A 14,359-nucleotide genomic window follows, 5' to 3' on the forward strand; every position below is an offset into this window, starting at 1 on the left:
GAGGAGTAGAGGAGATATTGTCTTTGCGGAAATCCATTCAAACCGGGCTTGTGTCGGACTTAAAAAGAGCTTGATTTCCCGCTCGACTCTGGCAATCCCAGCAGAAACCCGGGTCTGACTCAATCCAATCTCAGGAGAAGTGGCGCTCTACAAGCCCGCGCCGCCTCAGACTCCAATGCAGGAGAGCGATAGTAGATTAGCGCTCGAAATGCGAGCAGACAAAGCAAGGCTGCGGCGACCGCGACGAGCGGTTCCCAGGGCTTACTCCGCCATGAGTGGAAGTCCTGTGCGCACGCTATGACAACTACTCCAAGAACGGCGCTTGAGAAGCCGAGTGCGACCTTCTTGATGGCTCGACCGACATACGTTTCCACGTGCATAAGGATAGCGCCACGTGCTACCTACGCCGGTTGATTCACACGTGTCAGACAAGCTCTATGTCACGCCAGTGTCACGTCATGCGCATGTCACGCAATGCGCGATTGCTAAATTGCTGATTTTATTGATTTATTTGGTGGGCACAGCAGGATTCGAACCTACGACTTCCACCGTGTGAAGGTGTCCGAAATATGGCCGGACGTTCATTCTAAAGGCTTCATAAGCCGGTGGAGTGGTCAAAAACCGGCCTAAAAGGCCCCCATTGCAACAAGAATGCAACAAGAATCCGATGTGGGCAAGGGCTGACCGTGAGGGATCAGCCCCATCTCTTTTTCTCCTGTACCGCTGCTCACACAGGATTGCGTCACACAGTTTTGCGTGATACAACTTTGCGTGATGGATAATCCTTTTGAGTTCGGCAGAGAGCTTGGCACCGACGAGCTGGTGGACCGCCAGGCCGAGGTGACCGCCGTCATCGAAACTCTCCGCCAAGGAACCAAGCTCTTCCTCATCGGCCCCCGCCGCTTCGGCAAGACATCGATTCTTAAGACGGCTGAAGACCGTCTTGTGGGCAAGAATTCCGTCGTCCTCCGCTTCGATGCGGAGAGCTTTCCCTCGCTCGATCTTCTGGTCTCCGCTCTCATTGCAGCAGCGGCGAAGAGCCTCAAGGGGAAGGTCGAGCGGGTCGGAGACCAGATCACGAAATTCTTTTCCAAGCTCCGACCGGAGCTGAGCTTCAGCATCACCCAGGACGCATGGAACGCGAAGTTGGGCGTGAATGTCGCCTCAAGCCAGGAGGCTCATGTCGGCCTTTTGGTCGAGGCTCTCAACGGCCTAGAAGCACTCGCCGCCGACCAGCCCGAAGGTCGCACTGTGGGCCTGATCATCGACGAATTCCAGAAGGTCATTGAGATTGGTGGCTTGCAAGCCGAATCGCAGATTCGCGCTGCAATCCAAAGACATAAGCGCGTGGGTTATGTCTTTGCCGGCTCCAAGACTCGGATGCTTACCGACATGACAATGGACGCGACGAGGCCCTTCTACCGGCTCGGCCAAATCCGTTTCATCGGCCCGGTTCCCAGCGAAGACTTCGAGGTCTTTCTCAAGGGAAAGTTTCGCGCCGGGGGCTTCCGAGTCGACGATCCAGACGCGATCACCCGCATCCTGCAATTGGCTGAAGATGTCCCCTACAACGTGCAGCTTTTGGCACACACTTGCTGGTACGAATTACGGAACCAATCGGCCACGAATCCAGCCTCTCTGACACCCGAAATTGTCGATGCTGCGATGCTCCTCATCGCCCGACAATATGACCCCTTTTACACCCAGATCTGGTCGGCTCTGACGGCCATCCAGCAGAAGACTTTGCTCGCCGTCATCAGCGAGGCCGGGGCGGGTCTACAGTCCCGCAAAGTCTCCCAATTCGTCGGGCGAGGGGCATCCACTGTCCAAAGGTCGGTGGGGTCGCTGATCGAGAAGGACATCTTGCGCGAAGAAGAACACGAGGGTGCCACGAGACTTCGCTTTGAAGACCCGTTCTTCTCACAATGGATTCGCGCATTTCCGGCGAGAGCTGCCGGGCTGATTCAAGCTTAGTCTTCCAAAAGATAGCTGGGAGGTTTCCCGTAGAGTTCCGCCAACAGCATCAGCTCCATCACATCGAGCCGCCTGTCTCCAGACTCCGTCTTGGATATCCATGAATGAAACATGCCCAGTTGTTCGGCCACATCCCTCTGCGTGAGGCCAGCTTCTTCACGAGCTTTAATCAGTTTTGAGAGGAATTTGTCGTAACGTGGCTGATACGGGACCGTTCTCGCCTTGCGTGATCTCCGAGTTTCACCATCCGCAGGCTGGGCCATCAAACTAGTGTGGGGAGGCCCTTGCGCTGTTTCCTAATAGGAAACAAGATAGAGACTGAAGGAGACGCGACATGTCGACGGAAATCTTGGACTGCCCTGAAGTCGTCGGTAAGACAGTGAAGTCTCTCAAGCTCTTTATGACCGGGTCGGTCTCTAGCGAAATCCAGCTTGAATTCGCCGATGGCACCACCTTCTCGGCTTCTTGTGAGAGCCGTCAGGCCGTCAAAGCGGCCCTGATTCAGACCGGCGTTGGAGAGCCGGAAGTCCTAAAGACGTACGCCGAATAACTGCCGTTATTCCTGTCAGAAATAGCTCTCATACCCGAAGTTATTGGACTTCGCTCGCTGACGGACTTAGTTTTTGCGCCATGCTGACTTGCTCAAGTCGGCGGAGGTGCAAACGTGACTCGTCCCTACCCCATACTCCGATCAGATGAAGGCTCGCTTCGGCTGCCTGTTCGTCTCGGTTCCCCCCAGCGTGTTCGCGCGGTGCGTACTGCCAATCGTGCGATCGTCAAGGAGCGGATTCTCCGTGTCGTTCGAATCCTCTTCCCCAGCCTTTTCGCTCTCTCTCTCACCGCCGTAGCGCACGCGCAAGGGACGATGGACTTCTCCGGGGCTCAGACCCTGATGGGGACGTTCAAGACAAGCTCCCAGTGAAGGAGTCGGGCGTCTTGTGCCGAGGCAATAGGGGAACCTGCTGCCCACACGTTGAGCCCAACGTAATGGTGATATCCGCCAGCCGCGATGAACAAAGCGCTCTGCAGGCTCCACGTCATGATCGTGAAGCCCAGCACTTCGTGGTAGAAGCGAGCGGCCTCACGCAGATCACCAATGTAGAGATGCACGTGTCCAACGGTGGTACCTGTAGGCGCCCCCGACCACGGCCCGGAACTCGCTGCCGACAACCCCGCGAGATCGAGCTGGACTCCGCCGCCGATCAACTCATTGCCTTCGACCCGCCAAGTGTTGCGCGGTCGATCTGCATAGACCTCGATGTTCAAACCATCTGGGTCGACCAGATAGAGAGCTTCACTGAAAAAGTGGTCGCTCGATCCGTAGCGGATCTTCATGGAATGCAGATGGTTCACGAAACTACCTAACGCTCCACGATCTGGCAGAAGGAATGCCGCGTGATAGAGACCGAGACGACTGCGAGGAACCAAAGGAAGGATGCCGGGAAGTTGTCGCAGTTCGAGCAGAACCTTCCCGTCTACACCCAACTCCGCCACTTCGCTTCCAGCGTTGATCGGTGCCAGGCCGATCACATCCTGATAAAAACTCAAGGAACGTTCGAGATCGGATACAGCAAGGGTCACACGTCCAACATGAATCTCGTCCGGCAGACGGTACGACGGAGGTTGAATGCCAACCGTGGCAGCAGCGACATAAGAGTGAGTAGCAGTAGACATGAAGCAATCTCCAAAAAGCTCTGGCCTCCGCGAGGCGAAGGCCAGGGCGTCAGGTTCATTTTTTCCGTTTGATCGGCTTCCGTATGGAACCGATTCGACGTCGAGCGAGCTTTTTTGCGGTACTGGAAGAGCGAACCTCTGGCCAGCTACGCATAGCGATTGTGATGGAGTTGTGGAGCTGTTCCGTGGAGATCCCGCTGACAGCTTGTACAGAGATGCCGTGAGACACGGCGTTGAAGTAGAGCGCAAGCTGATCGATGTCTGTGTTGCGGGGCAGTTCACGTTGCTTGATCGCGCGTTCCAGCAAACTACGGATGATTCCGAACCCTTGCTCGCGGCTATCGCAGAGGGCTTTCGACACGCGGTTCGATTCTTCACTGCCGACAAGCGCGCCTTGCACAAGGAGACAACCTTGTGGTGTCCCAGCAGCGCTCTGGAACGTGGCCAGTCCACGAAGATAATGCTCCAGGCTTCCCCGTGCCGAAGGCAAAGCGAACGCAGGAGACACCGCTGCGCCCAAGCGTTCCTTGTAGCGATCAAGGGCTTTTAGAAACAATTCTTCCTTGCTGCCAAAGGCAGCATAGAGGCTCGGCTTCAACACTCCGATGGACTCAATCAAGTCCATCAATGTTGTGCCTTCATAGCCCTTGCTCCAGAAAAGGTTAAGCGCTTGGTCCAAAGCCTTCTCTGTATCGAATTCTCTTGGCCTGCCGATCGCCGTAATCCCTTCCAATCAGATGAATAGTTGACCTATCGGTATAGTACGCCATTGACACCAGAGAGTCTACCCCACATAATTGGCTAGCGGGGTAGTTTACCGATCGGTCAACAACGGGAATGGAAGAGGTGTTTCATGTCCTCGGAAATTCGATATTTCAAACCAAGGAGATGAAATGCGCTTCAGCTTGTTCGGTCTGTTCGGGCGCAATAAATCCCGTACGCAAGAGAAAGGCAATGGAGGAAACATGGCAGGAAGACTTAATGGCAAGGTAGCGCTGGTAACGGGCGGAAGCTCGGGTATTGGCTTGGCAACCGCGAAGCGCTTTATCGCGGAAGGCGCAACCGTCTACATCACGGGTCGCAAGCAGGAAGCTTTGGACGCGGCGGTTCGCTCGATTGGCGGCAACATCACCGCAGTGAAGGCAGATTCCAGCAATGTTGCTGACCTGGATCGCGTGTACTCGACGATCAAGAACAAGAGCGGCCATCTGGACGTTCTCTTTGTCAACGCCGGAATCGCGGCTTTCGCTCCGCTTCCCGGCGTGACTGACGAGCATTTCGACAGCATCGTCAACACCAACCTCAAGGGTGTTGTGTTCACCGTGAAGCAGGCGCTTTCCGTCCTCGCTCCCGGAGCCTCGATCATCATCAACTCCTCAACTGCAGCTTTCAAGCCGATGGCAGCATTCGGTATCTACAGCGCGACCAAGGCTGCGGTAGCTCAGTTGGCTCGTGTATGGCTCCTTGAACTGAAGGAACAGAAGATCCGTGTCAACGTCGTGAGCCCCGGCATGGTCGATACCCCCGCCATCGACGGCCTTGCTGGTGAGCAGGCGGCTGGCATGAAGGCCCACGTGGGTTCTCTGAACCCCCTTGGCCGCATTGCGAGCCCGAATGACATCGCATCCGTCGCTCTCTTCCTCGGTTCCGATGATGCTGAATACGTCAACGGCGTGGACATCGTCGTTGATGGTGGAGCGAACCTGGTCTAACCATCTCTCCCGTGGCGTTCGTGCGCCACGGGAGATTTCTTTTGTTGCAGTTCATGGGCCTGCTTGGAGGGCGACCGGCGTGGGAAACAGACTAGATGGAAGAGTAGCGATTGTTACCGGGGCTTCGAAAGGAATCGGCGCTGGCATCGCGCGTGCGCTCGCGCTTGCAGGTGCATCTGTCGTCGTCAACTACGCCTCAGACAAGGAAAAGGCCGAAGCCTTGGTCACCGAGATCAAAGCTGCTGGAGGGAACGCTGTCGCCGCCCGCGCAGACATCTCCAAAGCGGCCGAGGCACAGACTCTGGTCAATACGGCAATCGTGCAGTTCGGCAGGCTGGACATTCTCGTCAACAACTCCGGTGTCTATGCCTTCGCTCCACTGGGTTCCATCAGCGAAGAGCACTTCCACCGCCACTACGATATCAACGTCCTGGGACCGATCCTTGTGACGCAAGCTGCGATCAAGCACTTGCCCGCAGGCGGAAGCATCATCAACATCGGCTCCGGCGTGAGCCGCATCACGCCGCCGCATTCGACGGTGTACACCGGCACCAAAGCCGCGATTGATGCCCATACCGGAGTCTGGGCGCGCGAGCTGGGCCCACGTCAGATTCGCGTCAATTCCATCAATCCCGGCCTCGTCGAGACGGAGGGCACACATGCGGGTGGCTTCATTGGTTCAGAGCACGAGACATTCATCGCTAATCAGGCTCCTCTTGGCCGTACTGGCAAGGTTAGCGACATAGCCCCACTCGCGGTCTTTCTGGCCTCTGATGAGTCCGGCTGGCTGACCGGCGAAGTCCTGATAGCCAGCGGCGGAGTGCGTTGATTTCAACGTTTTCTCCCCGCTCCAACTCTCAATTTGCCTTCCGGACTGTGGCTCATCCGCAGCCGCGGAAGTCCTAACCGGTAAATCCAAGGAGCAGCAATGCGCTACAAACTGTTAGGCCAACACACTGGCATACGGCTTTCGGAAATCATTCTCGGCGCGGGCATGTTTGGCCTGAAGTGGGGCCACGGTGCTGACATCGAGGAATCACGGAAGATCTTCGACGGATATGTCGAAGCGGGCGGAAACTTCATTGACACGTCCGACACCTATCAGTTCGGCGAGTCAGAAGAGTTTCTTGGCGAGTTCATCAAGCCCCGCCGCGAAGAGCTCTTCGTAACGACCAAGTTCACGATGAGCGTTGACCCGAAGGGCGGCATTCTCGCCACCGGCAACAGCCGTAAGGCGATGGTTCACTCGCTCGAACAAAGCCTCAAGCGTCTCAAGACGGATCGGCTCGACCTCTACTGGGTTCACTTCCCAGACGCGCTGACGCCCATCGATGAAATCATGCGCGGGCTCGACGACCTCGTCCGTGCGGGAAAGATTCTCTATATCGGTCTTTCGGATTTCCCAGCATGGCGCGTCTCCGCAGCGTCCGTCTTGGCCGAGTTGCGCGGCTGGACGCCCGTCGCCGCTCAACAGATCGAGTACAGCCTCATCGAGCGCACCCCGGAGCGCGATCTACTCCCGATGGCTGCGGCACACGGCCTCGCTACCGTTGGCTGGTCGCCACTCGGCGGCGGTGTGCTAACTGGCAAGTATCGGAAGGGCGAGAAGGGCCGCAACGAAGGTATGGGCGGCCGCGTGTTCCAGCCGGAAAACACTCCGCAGCGTACCGCCATCATCGACGCCTTGGAAGCTATCGCGGCGGAGATCGGTTCCAATCCCGGCCGCATTGCGATCGCTTGGGTCAACACCAAGGGAGTCTGGCCAATCATCGGGCCCCGCACACGTGAACAACTGGATGACAACCTCGGTGCATTGGAGCTGACGCTTTCACCTGAGCACATCCAGAAGCTCGATGAAGCCAGCGCCATCACCTTGGGCTTTCCTCACGATCTGCTGTCCACTCCATCGATGCGAAATCGTATGACGGGCGGCAAGCTCGATTCGTTCATTCAGCCATCGGAATTGGCTCGCTAACCTCTGAGGGCACTCTCGGACATCGATCACCTATCACACCAAACACAAGACTGCCACGACATTGATCCTAGTGGGTATATGTTCCATGCACATCGATTAGGAGCCAAATCGTGGCAGTCGCAAAATGTAGTTTTTCGAATCAAGCTCTGGCCTTCAAAATCGAGCCGAGCTGAACCAATCTAGCATTCCCCGGTCATTCAAAGTGGAGCACCAATACATGTCTCAGGGGGCCACTGAATTTGTCTCTGCCAGAGGTTCGATTACAAATCGCTGCCGTTACCCTCGCGGAAGAATTGAGCTTCACCAGGGCTGCCGAAAGGTTGAACATCACGCAACCCGGCCTCAGCAAACAAATTGCGGAGCTTGAGAGCCGCATAGGATTCGCCGTATTCGTGCGTGACCAGAAGAGGGTCGAACTAACCGAAGCAGGCCATGTCTTTGTACGCGGCTGCAAGGATGCGCTTGCTTTGCTGGAGAAGGCGGTCCGCACGGGCCGTGCCACGCAGGAGGAGATTCAGCCACTTGTCACCATCGGGCACAGCCCTTATGTGGACCCGGTCCTCGTATCCGCTTTGTTGGGGGTTCATCTGCCTCTCTATGCCAACCTTCGCCTTCGAGTTGAGAGTATGTTCGCGCAGGATCTCGTACACAGTGTGCTCTCCGCAGAGGTCGATATGGCGATCATCGAAGAGCCCGCGGACAGTCCACTTCTCACACTCGTTCCATTGGTGACGGAGCCCTTGTACGTGCTTCTATCCACCGATCATTCTGCGGCTCATCTTGCATCCGTTTCGTTCGAAGATTTTGGCAAGGTTGGATGGATGATGTTTCCGAAACGTGCGAACCCAACCCTCTATGAAAAGGTGATGGAGGCGGGCAAGCGGGCCGGTGCCGTGCCAGTCGAAGTGCATCACTATGTGACGCCGCATGAAGTCATTCAACTCATCTCCGAAAACTTCGGCGTCGCAATCATGTTCAAGGGAATTGCCCAACAGCTTGAGCGGAACGATTTGGTGGCGCGTCCGCTTACAGCGGCAGGGCTTCAAGTGAACATCCGCCTTGTGCTTCGTGCCGACCAATCCTCGCGCCTCGTCAACGAGTTCGGTCGGGCCTTCCTAAAGCGGGTCATTCCCCAAGGCCAGCAGGCAGAAATCTCAGGGCAGCTTCTGCTGAAACTCTGAATCGACACTCCGCGCAATTGGTGGGTCATTCCTCGCAGGAATAACTCACATACCAATTGGAATTGGACTCGGGGCATCGAGCTAGTCAATCCTCTTCCGCACAGCGGTACTAAAAACGGTGTGCCGCCGCAGGAGAGGACATGTCAGCCATTGGATCGATTCCAGAGCAAGACCCAGATGTCATCTCTGAGCTGCCGAAAGCACAGCTCAGCATCGTGCCCCCAACTCGCCGCAAGGGGCCACACCGCGCGCTCACTCCGAACCCCGCCATGTCCGATCCGTTGCTGACCGTCGAGGATGTAGGACGGCGGTTGAATGTCAGTAGGGATTGGGTTTGGGATCACTGCTCCCGCAAGAAACCAAGACTGCCATTCATTCGGATGGGAGACGGAGCATTGCGATTCCGCGCCAGCGCAATCGAAGCATTCATCAACGAGCGCGAACGACTCTCAGCAATGCATACAGGTGGCCGACGCAAAGCGTAAAATTGAGGCTGCCCACCACTCTTTTCCCTCACAGAAAACGAGCGCTCGATGGGTAAAACAAATCAGGCAGGCTGGGTCGGCCTGCGCGGAAAAAAGTGGTACGGATACTTCCGCCGGACGGTCCTAGACCCAACAACCGAACAGCCCAAGGTGGACATTGTTTGTGTCCCTCTTGGCCTCAAAACCCAGGTTACGAAGTCCGCCGCGCGTGAAGCGTTGCGAATGGAAGTAGCCAAACAGACAGGTCAAAATCTCGCAGGCGGCCGGCTCCTAAAAGACAGTGCCACCACCTTCGAGTGGTTCGTTCGGAACCGTTATTTTCCGCTTCGACAGGGAGACTGGCGACCCGAGACAGCCAAGGAAAAGATGGCTCAGATTGAGATCGATCTGATCGACAAGTTCGGGATTTTCTCTCTCGAATCCATCGACAGATTCATGCTGCAAACGCATGTCAATCAGCTCGCGGATCGCTACAACCAGGACCGGGTAAAACAGGCCCGCTCTTACTTGAGATCGATCTTCGATGAGGCCATCGAGCAAGAGTTCCTGATGAAGGACCCGAGCCGGAAGCTGAAGATTCCCAAGAATCTCCGGCCCAAGGACAAGCAGGTTCTGAACTGGGATCAACTCTGGCTCATCCTTGCCAGCACGAACAGGCGTGATCGACTCCTGTTGATGTTGGATATGACCGCCGCTCTCCGGCCAAGCGAGCTCTTCGCGCTACGCTGGAAGTCCTTCGACAGCCGCAATACGCTGTCGATCACCGAAACCGTCTACCGAGGGGTCATCCGTCCCTTTGGCAAGACCAAGAAGAGTTTGGGGAAGATGCACCTTCCAGACGGGCTGGCTCACGAGCTCCTCCTTTGGAAGACAGAATGCCCAGATTCATCGCCCGACGCTTTCATCTTCCAGAACTCAGACGGAGGCGTGATGCGCGTCGATAACTACCGGGAGAGGGTTATGAAGCCCCTCGCTCTGCGGCTTGGTATCCCGCGACTGAACTTCCAGATCCTGCGCCGGACGATGGCCACGCAGGCTCAGAACATGGGGTCGGTCAAGGACATTCAGGCGCACCTGCGGCACGCGAAGGCAGACACCACCGCCAACGAGTACATGCAGGAATTACCAGAGAGCGTGCAGGCGATGGTTGGTTCCGTCTACCTCATGCTAGATAAGGGAACGCGGCAAAAACGTAGTCCTGACGAAATGCAACAAAACGCAACAAAGCCCGTCCGCCGGAGCAACGCTAAGTTGTTGAAAGGATTGGTGGGCACAGCAGGATTCGAACCTACGACTTCCACCGTGTGAAGGTGGCACTCTACCGCTGAGTTATGCGCCCCATTTCGGGATCCCTATAAATCCGCAACTGCTTTGATTGCAGATACATGGGTTGGATTTGTTCCATCGCCAACCCGAATTGGGATATTAACTTTATACCACAGTCTTACTCTTGTGGTGTACAGACCAGATGAGCGGTCGATCTGTCTCGAAATCAGTTTTTATGAATCGGCAACGTGAAGCTGAACACTGATCCATAACCTCTTTGGCTCGTGACGGTGAGGTTCCCTTGATGCGATTCGATGATGGCACGACTGATAGGGAGCCCCATCCCGGTACCTGGCTTTTTCTGGCTGTGTTCACGTGAGCGGTACAGGCGGTCGAAGACAAGCCCCTGTTCCAACGGATCGATACCGATACCACGATCCGCAACCGTTGCCACAATCATTCCCCCCTTCTGCTCCGCTGAAATACGTATGGGCGATTGAAGCTCTGAATACTTCGCCGCATTCTCCAGGAGATTGCACAACACTTTTGCAATCATGTTCGGATCTGCATCCACTTTCGGCAATGGAGGAATGGATATCTCCACAGGATGGCTCATCCAAACCCAGGCACTATTTTCCTTTGCTTCAGCCACAATATCTTTGAAATCGACAGGCTGAAAGTCCATGTGCACTTCTTTCGCTTCAAGCTGAGCCATCTCCACAGCCTGGCCTATCAACTGATTGATTCTGTCAGCTTCTTCATCAATGATTTTGAGTAGCGATCCCTGATCCTCTGCACTCACTTGCCCCATCAGCAACGTTCCCGCTGCCCCTTTGATCGAAGTTAACGGTGTCCTCAATTCGTGGGTAATCGAATCAAGAATTAGATTGCGTAGGCGTTCGCTTTCCTTATTAGCTTCGCTTCGAGCAATCTCTTCCAGTGCCTGAACGCGATCCAATGCGATCGCGGCAAGTCCTCCAATCGCTCGTAAAGTCTCTTGTGAAAGTTTCAGGCCCACCATTTCCAGCAGACCCCGTGGCCGAACGCCGGCTCGTATCGGAACATGAACCGTTCCGTCAGATAACACTTCTGGCTCGGACAGACTCAACGCGAGTTGCCTGAAATGTGGAATCTCAATTCCTGATATTTGCTGCTCTCCTGCTTGAAATACCCGATCTCCATCCAGCAGGTAGAGCGTTGAACCTTGTGCGTGGGCAGCGATGTTAATGAGCGACGGAAGAGCTTCCGTAATGTCAGCCAGTTTGTCCGTCCTCAGGAATTCGCGACTGAGTGAGAACAACACTTCCAGTTCTCGCTGACTTGCCTTTGCCTGATCCGCTTCGTCTCGCGCTGTCTGCGAGAGACGGCTCCCAATCACGCTGGTGGAAAGAAATGTAAGCAGAGTCAGCCAGTTTTGGGGATCCGCAATGGTAAACGTTCCAACCGGTGGGAGAAAGAAAAAGTTATAACAAGCGGTTGCAACCACAGACGCGACGACGGCATATCGCAACCTCAACTGGGCTGCCACAATCAGCACATACAGCACCAGCGTGAGAGCCACGGTAGTCGGATTTACGTGAAGCCATAAGCCGTATATGAGTAGAATGACGGCCAGAGCGCCAAACGTCGATAGCCAGTATGTTATCGTCACCAAGCGTCGTGAGTTCATGCGGGGAATTGTACAGCGTGCCTGAGACGGATGAACCCGGAAGGAAGTCTCCTGAAGACTGGCTCCACTCCAGCGAGACAGAAAAGGAGCGTGGCCGACTCAAAATCTTCCTGGGCTATGCGCCCGGTGTCGGCAAAACGTTCAGCATGTTGAGCGAAGGAATCCGGCGGCGCAGCCGCGGCGAAGATGTTGTCATAGGCATTGTAGAAACACACGGTCGTGTCGGTACTGCCGAACTGACAGACAAGCTTGAGCAAATTCCTCGCCGCCTGATGGAATATAAAGGCACCATATTTGGCGAAATGGATGTCGATGCCATTCTCGCCAGACTTCCCCAGGTTGTTCTGGTTGATGAGCTGGCGCATACGAACATTGAAGGCAGCCGTTTTGCCAAACGATATGAAGATGTTCTCTTCCTACTGGAAAACAAAATCGATGTCCTATCGACCGTAAATATCCAGCATGTAGAAAGTTTGACGCCTCGCGTGCAGGCTCTTACGGGCGTCACCGTTCGTGAACAGGTGCCGGATTGGGTTTTGGATCGAGCCGACGAGATTGTCATCAGCGACGTTACACCAGAGGCTCTCGTTACGCGTATGCAGCGAGGCGACATCTATCCGCAGGACCGCATTGAACGATCGCTTGCGAATTTCTTTCGGCGGGGAAATCTGATTGCACTTCGAGAGATGGCGCTGCAACGCGTTACGCGCGCAGTGGATCGCACACTCGACGAGTACGTCAAACGGAAAAAACTGGGATCGCATTGGCTGGTGGCGGAAAAGGTTGCCGTCTGCATCAGTGCTGGACCACAGGCTCGTGATCTCATTGCTCGCGGAGCGCGATTGGCAGATGCTCTCGATGCGGAGTTTTATGTGCTTCATGTCGGCAATGATGGAGACGCAGAAGAGGAGCGGCAACGGATGCTCGAAAGCAGCCTTTCTTTCGCGCGTCATCTCGGGGCGCAAATCGTCAGTCTTCCAGCCGGGGATACAGCGAAAGTCACAGGGGCATACATTCGAGATCAGCGAATAACCCAAGTCATCGTCGGCCGTTCGGCAACACATGGTTTACGTTCTTATCTCTACTATTACGCATTGCAGAAATTTATGGCAGAAGCTCCTAATGTTGATCTCCACATCATCACGCGAGAGGCACAATGAAACGAATTCTCGTAGTGGACGACGAACGGCAAATCACTCTGATCCTTCGCACCTCGCTACAAAGCAGCGGATACCTCGTTGAAACTGCAAGCAACGGATTAGAAGCTTTTGAAAAATTCGAGGCACACGCGCCAGACCTTATCATCACGGACCTTTCCATGCCAGAGATGAGCGGTCTGGAATTAACTCAGGCTGTTCGTCGTTTAGCCACAACACCTATTCTGGTGCTGAGTGTGCGCGACAGCGACAGCATGAAAGTGAAGGCACTGGATGAAGGAGCGGATGACTATCTCACCAAGCCTTTCAGCATGAACGAACTGCTTGCTCGCGTTCGGGCTTTACTTAGGCGTAATACTCCTCCCTCGCCTGCGGAAAACGCTCTACACGAAGGTGATTTTGAAGTCGATCTTGCGGCACACCGAGTCATGCTGAAGGGAGTCGAGCTTCATCTCACGCCCAAAGAGTTTGAACTGCTCGTTGTCCTCCTTCAAAATGCCGGCCGCGTGATGACACATAAAGCCCTGCTCCGGCATATCTGGGGCCCAGCCGGAGAGTCGCAACCGGAATACATTCGTGTCCTGATTGGCCAGTTAAGAAAGAAGCTGGACCGAGGTTTGGGAATACGCTATATCCAAAGTGAGCCCTGGATTGGCTATCGACTGGTAGCCGAAGGCACTACTGCCTCCGATTAAACCGGCTTTACAACTTCTTTACGACTTCCCTACGGACTTTCTACGCACCTGTCGCCTTCAATAGTCAGGGAGGCAGGTATGAAGTTCCGCATGAAAGAGTCGATACGTCCGATGGTGCTGGCATCGACTACCGTGCTTTCAGCACAGACGACGATCGTGGACGCCCGTCCCGCGCCGCTATGCACGCATTCAAAAAAGCGGACTCGCTTACTGAATCACACCTGCGCCCTCTGCTTCATCACATGCGCAGAATCTCGCCACACCTGGTTCAATCAACTCCACCTTCTCGGTGATACCGCAGACTCTGTGCCCCATGCACTGGTAACCGCCTCATCGGTGGCGGATATGCTGCTGGGGCACAAAGCAAGGAAGTTGGTAAGGAGACACTGATGCTCGATCTCGTTGCAATAGTTTCACTCACATTCGTCTTCAGTCTTGCTGTGGCCTATATCCACGGCTGTAACCGCCTCAAAGGAGTGCGCTCATGATTCTCAATGTGATTCTGCTTGCCCTGTCAGCATTGCTGATGGTTTACCTTGTCTACGCTTTACTTCGCCCGGAGAAGTTCTAG

16 protein-coding genes and 1 tRNA gene are annotated in these 14,359 nt (G+C 55.1%); 11 read left to right on the top strand and 6 right to left on the bottom strand.

All coding sequences use genetic code 11. The features are described 5' to 3' along the window. The first annotated feature begins 771 nt into the window (after positions 1-771). Positions 772-1,974 carry an ATP-binding protein gene (locus AB6729_RS06665; RefSeq protein WP_371080797.1) on the top strand — a complete coding sequence of 401 codons (1,203 nt, stop codon included), beginning with the start codon at positions 772-774 and terminating at the stop codon, positions 1,972-1,974. On the opposite strand, the gene AB6729_RS06670 is transcribed toward AB6729_RS06665, so the two are convergent. After that, a complete protein-coding gene (locus AB6729_RS06670; RefSeq protein WP_371080798.1) occupies positions 1,971-2,237 on the bottom strand; it encodes a helix-turn-helix domain-containing protein in 267 nt (88 codons plus the stop codon). The two genes, AB6729_RS06665 and AB6729_RS06670, sit on opposite strands and share 4 nt — an antisense overlap. A 71-nt stretch (positions 2,238-2,308) precedes the next feature. Here AB6729_RS06670 and AB6729_RS06675 point away from each other — a divergent pair, with 71 nt between their 5' ends. Beyond that, positions 2,309-2,524: a hypothetical protein gene (locus AB6729_RS06675; protein WP_371080800.1), complete on the top strand. Its 216-nt coding sequence runs from the start codon at positions 2,309-2,311 to the stop codon at positions 2,522-2,524. Positions 2,525-2,856: 332 nt separating this feature from the next. Here the strand turns inward: AB6729_RS06675 and AB6729_RS06680 are convergent, their stop codons facing one another. Both AB6729_RS06680 and AB6729_RS06685 read right to left on the bottom strand, forming a co-directional pair. Next, a complete protein-coding gene (locus AB6729_RS06680) occupies positions 2,857-3,648 on the bottom strand; it encodes a VOC family protein (RefSeq protein ID WP_371080801.1) in 792 nt (263 codons plus the stop codon). A 55-nt stretch (positions 3,649-3,703) separates the two neighbouring features. Beyond that, positions 3,704-4,381: a TetR/AcrR family transcriptional regulator gene (locus AB6729_RS06685; protein WP_371080802.1), complete on the bottom strand. Its 678-nt coding sequence runs from the start codon at positions 4,379-4,381 to the stop codon at positions 3,704-3,706. 232 nt (positions 4,382-4,613) lie between these two features. On the opposite strand from AB6729_RS06685, the gene AB6729_RS06690 reads away from it, so the two are divergent. From AB6729_RS06690 to AB6729_RS06710, 5 genes are all read left to right on the top strand, one after another. Next, positions 4,614-5,360 (top strand): SDR family NAD(P)-dependent oxidoreductase, encoded by a 747-nt coding sequence (locus tag AB6729_RS06690; RefSeq protein ID WP_371080803.1) that lies wholly within the window; start codon positions 4,614-4,616, stop codon positions 5,358-5,360. Between the two features lie 79 nt (positions 5,361-5,439). Beyond that, a complete protein-coding gene (locus AB6729_RS06695; RefSeq protein ID WP_371080804.1) occupies positions 5,440-6,189 on the top strand; it encodes a glucose 1-dehydrogenase in 750 nt (249 codons plus the stop codon). 99 nt (positions 6,190-6,288) lie between these two features. After that, positions 6,289-7,335 (top strand): aldo/keto reductase, encoded by a 1,047-nt coding sequence (locus AB6729_RS06700; RefSeq protein ID WP_371080805.1) that lies wholly within the window; start codon positions 6,289-6,291, stop codon positions 7,333-7,335. A 239-nt stretch (positions 7,336-7,574) separates the two neighbouring features. Then, positions 7,575-8,516: a LysR family transcriptional regulator gene (locus AB6729_RS06705; RefSeq protein WP_371080806.1), complete on the top strand. Its 942-nt coding sequence runs from the start codon at positions 7,575-7,577 to the stop codon at positions 8,514-8,516. A gap of 140 nt (positions 8,517-8,656) precedes the next feature. Continuing rightward, a complete protein-coding gene (locus AB6729_RS06710; RefSeq protein WP_371080807.1) occupies positions 8,657-9,001 on the top strand; it encodes a helix-turn-helix transcriptional regulator in 345 nt (114 codons plus the stop codon). Between the two features lie 270 nt (positions 9,002-9,271). Here the strand turns inward: AB6729_RS06710 and AB6729_RS06715 are convergent, their stop codons facing one another. Continuing rightward, positions 9,272-9,628 carry a hypothetical protein gene (locus AB6729_RS06715; RefSeq protein WP_371080808.1) on the bottom strand — a complete coding sequence of 119 codons (357 nt, stop codon included), beginning with the start codon at positions 9,626-9,628 and terminating at the stop codon, positions 9,272-9,274. 48 nt (positions 9,629-9,676) lie between these two features. On the opposite strand from AB6729_RS06715, the gene AB6729_RS06720 reads away from it, so the two are divergent. Further along, positions 9,677-10,309, top strand: a complete 633-nt coding sequence (locus AB6729_RS06720; RefSeq protein ID WP_371081197.1) for a tyrosine-type recombinase/integrase — start codon at positions 9,677-9,679, stop codon at positions 10,307-10,309. Here the strand turns inward: AB6729_RS06720 and AB6729_RS06725 are convergent. Next, a tRNA-Val gene (locus tag AB6729_RS06725) sits at positions 10,266-10,340 on the bottom strand. The two genes, AB6729_RS06720 and AB6729_RS06725, sit on opposite strands and share 44 nt — an antisense overlap. A 153-nt stretch (positions 10,341-10,493) precedes the next feature. Beyond that, on the bottom strand, positions 10,494-11,936 hold the full coding sequence (locus AB6729_RS06730) for a DUF4118 domain-containing protein (RefSeq protein ID WP_371080809.1): 1,443 nt from the start codon (positions 11,934-11,936) through the stop codon (positions 10,494-10,496). Between the two features lie 17 nt (positions 11,937-11,953). On the opposite strand from AB6729_RS06730, the gene AB6729_RS06735 reads away from it, so the two are divergent. The 3 genes from AB6729_RS06735 to kdpF all read left to right on the top strand — a co-directional run bounded on the left by AB6729_RS06735 (position 11,954) and on the right by kdpF (position 14,359). Continuing rightward, positions 11,954-13,096, top strand: coding sequence for a histidine kinase (locus AB6729_RS06735; protein WP_371080810.1), 1,143 nt, complete (start codon positions 11,954-11,956; stop codon positions 13,094-13,096). Then, positions 13,093-13,788, top strand: a complete 696-nt coding sequence (locus AB6729_RS06740) for a response regulator transcription factor (RefSeq protein WP_371080811.1) — start codon at positions 13,093-13,095, stop codon at positions 13,786-13,788. Before AB6729_RS06735 ends, AB6729_RS06740 begins: the two co-directional genes overlap by 4 nt. Positions 13,789-14,272: 484 nt before the next feature. Next, positions 14,273-14,359, top strand: a complete 87-nt coding sequence (kdpF, locus tag AB6729_RS06745; RefSeq protein ID WP_371081198.1) for a K(+)-transporting ATPase subunit F — start codon at positions 14,273-14,275, stop codon at positions 14,357-14,359.

Origin of the sequence: Terriglobus sp. RCC_193 (genome assembly GCF_041355105.1) — a bacterium.
In the GTDB taxonomy this organism is placed as follows: Bacteria; Acidobacteriota; Terriglobia; order Terriglobales; family Acidobacteriaceae; genus Terriglobus.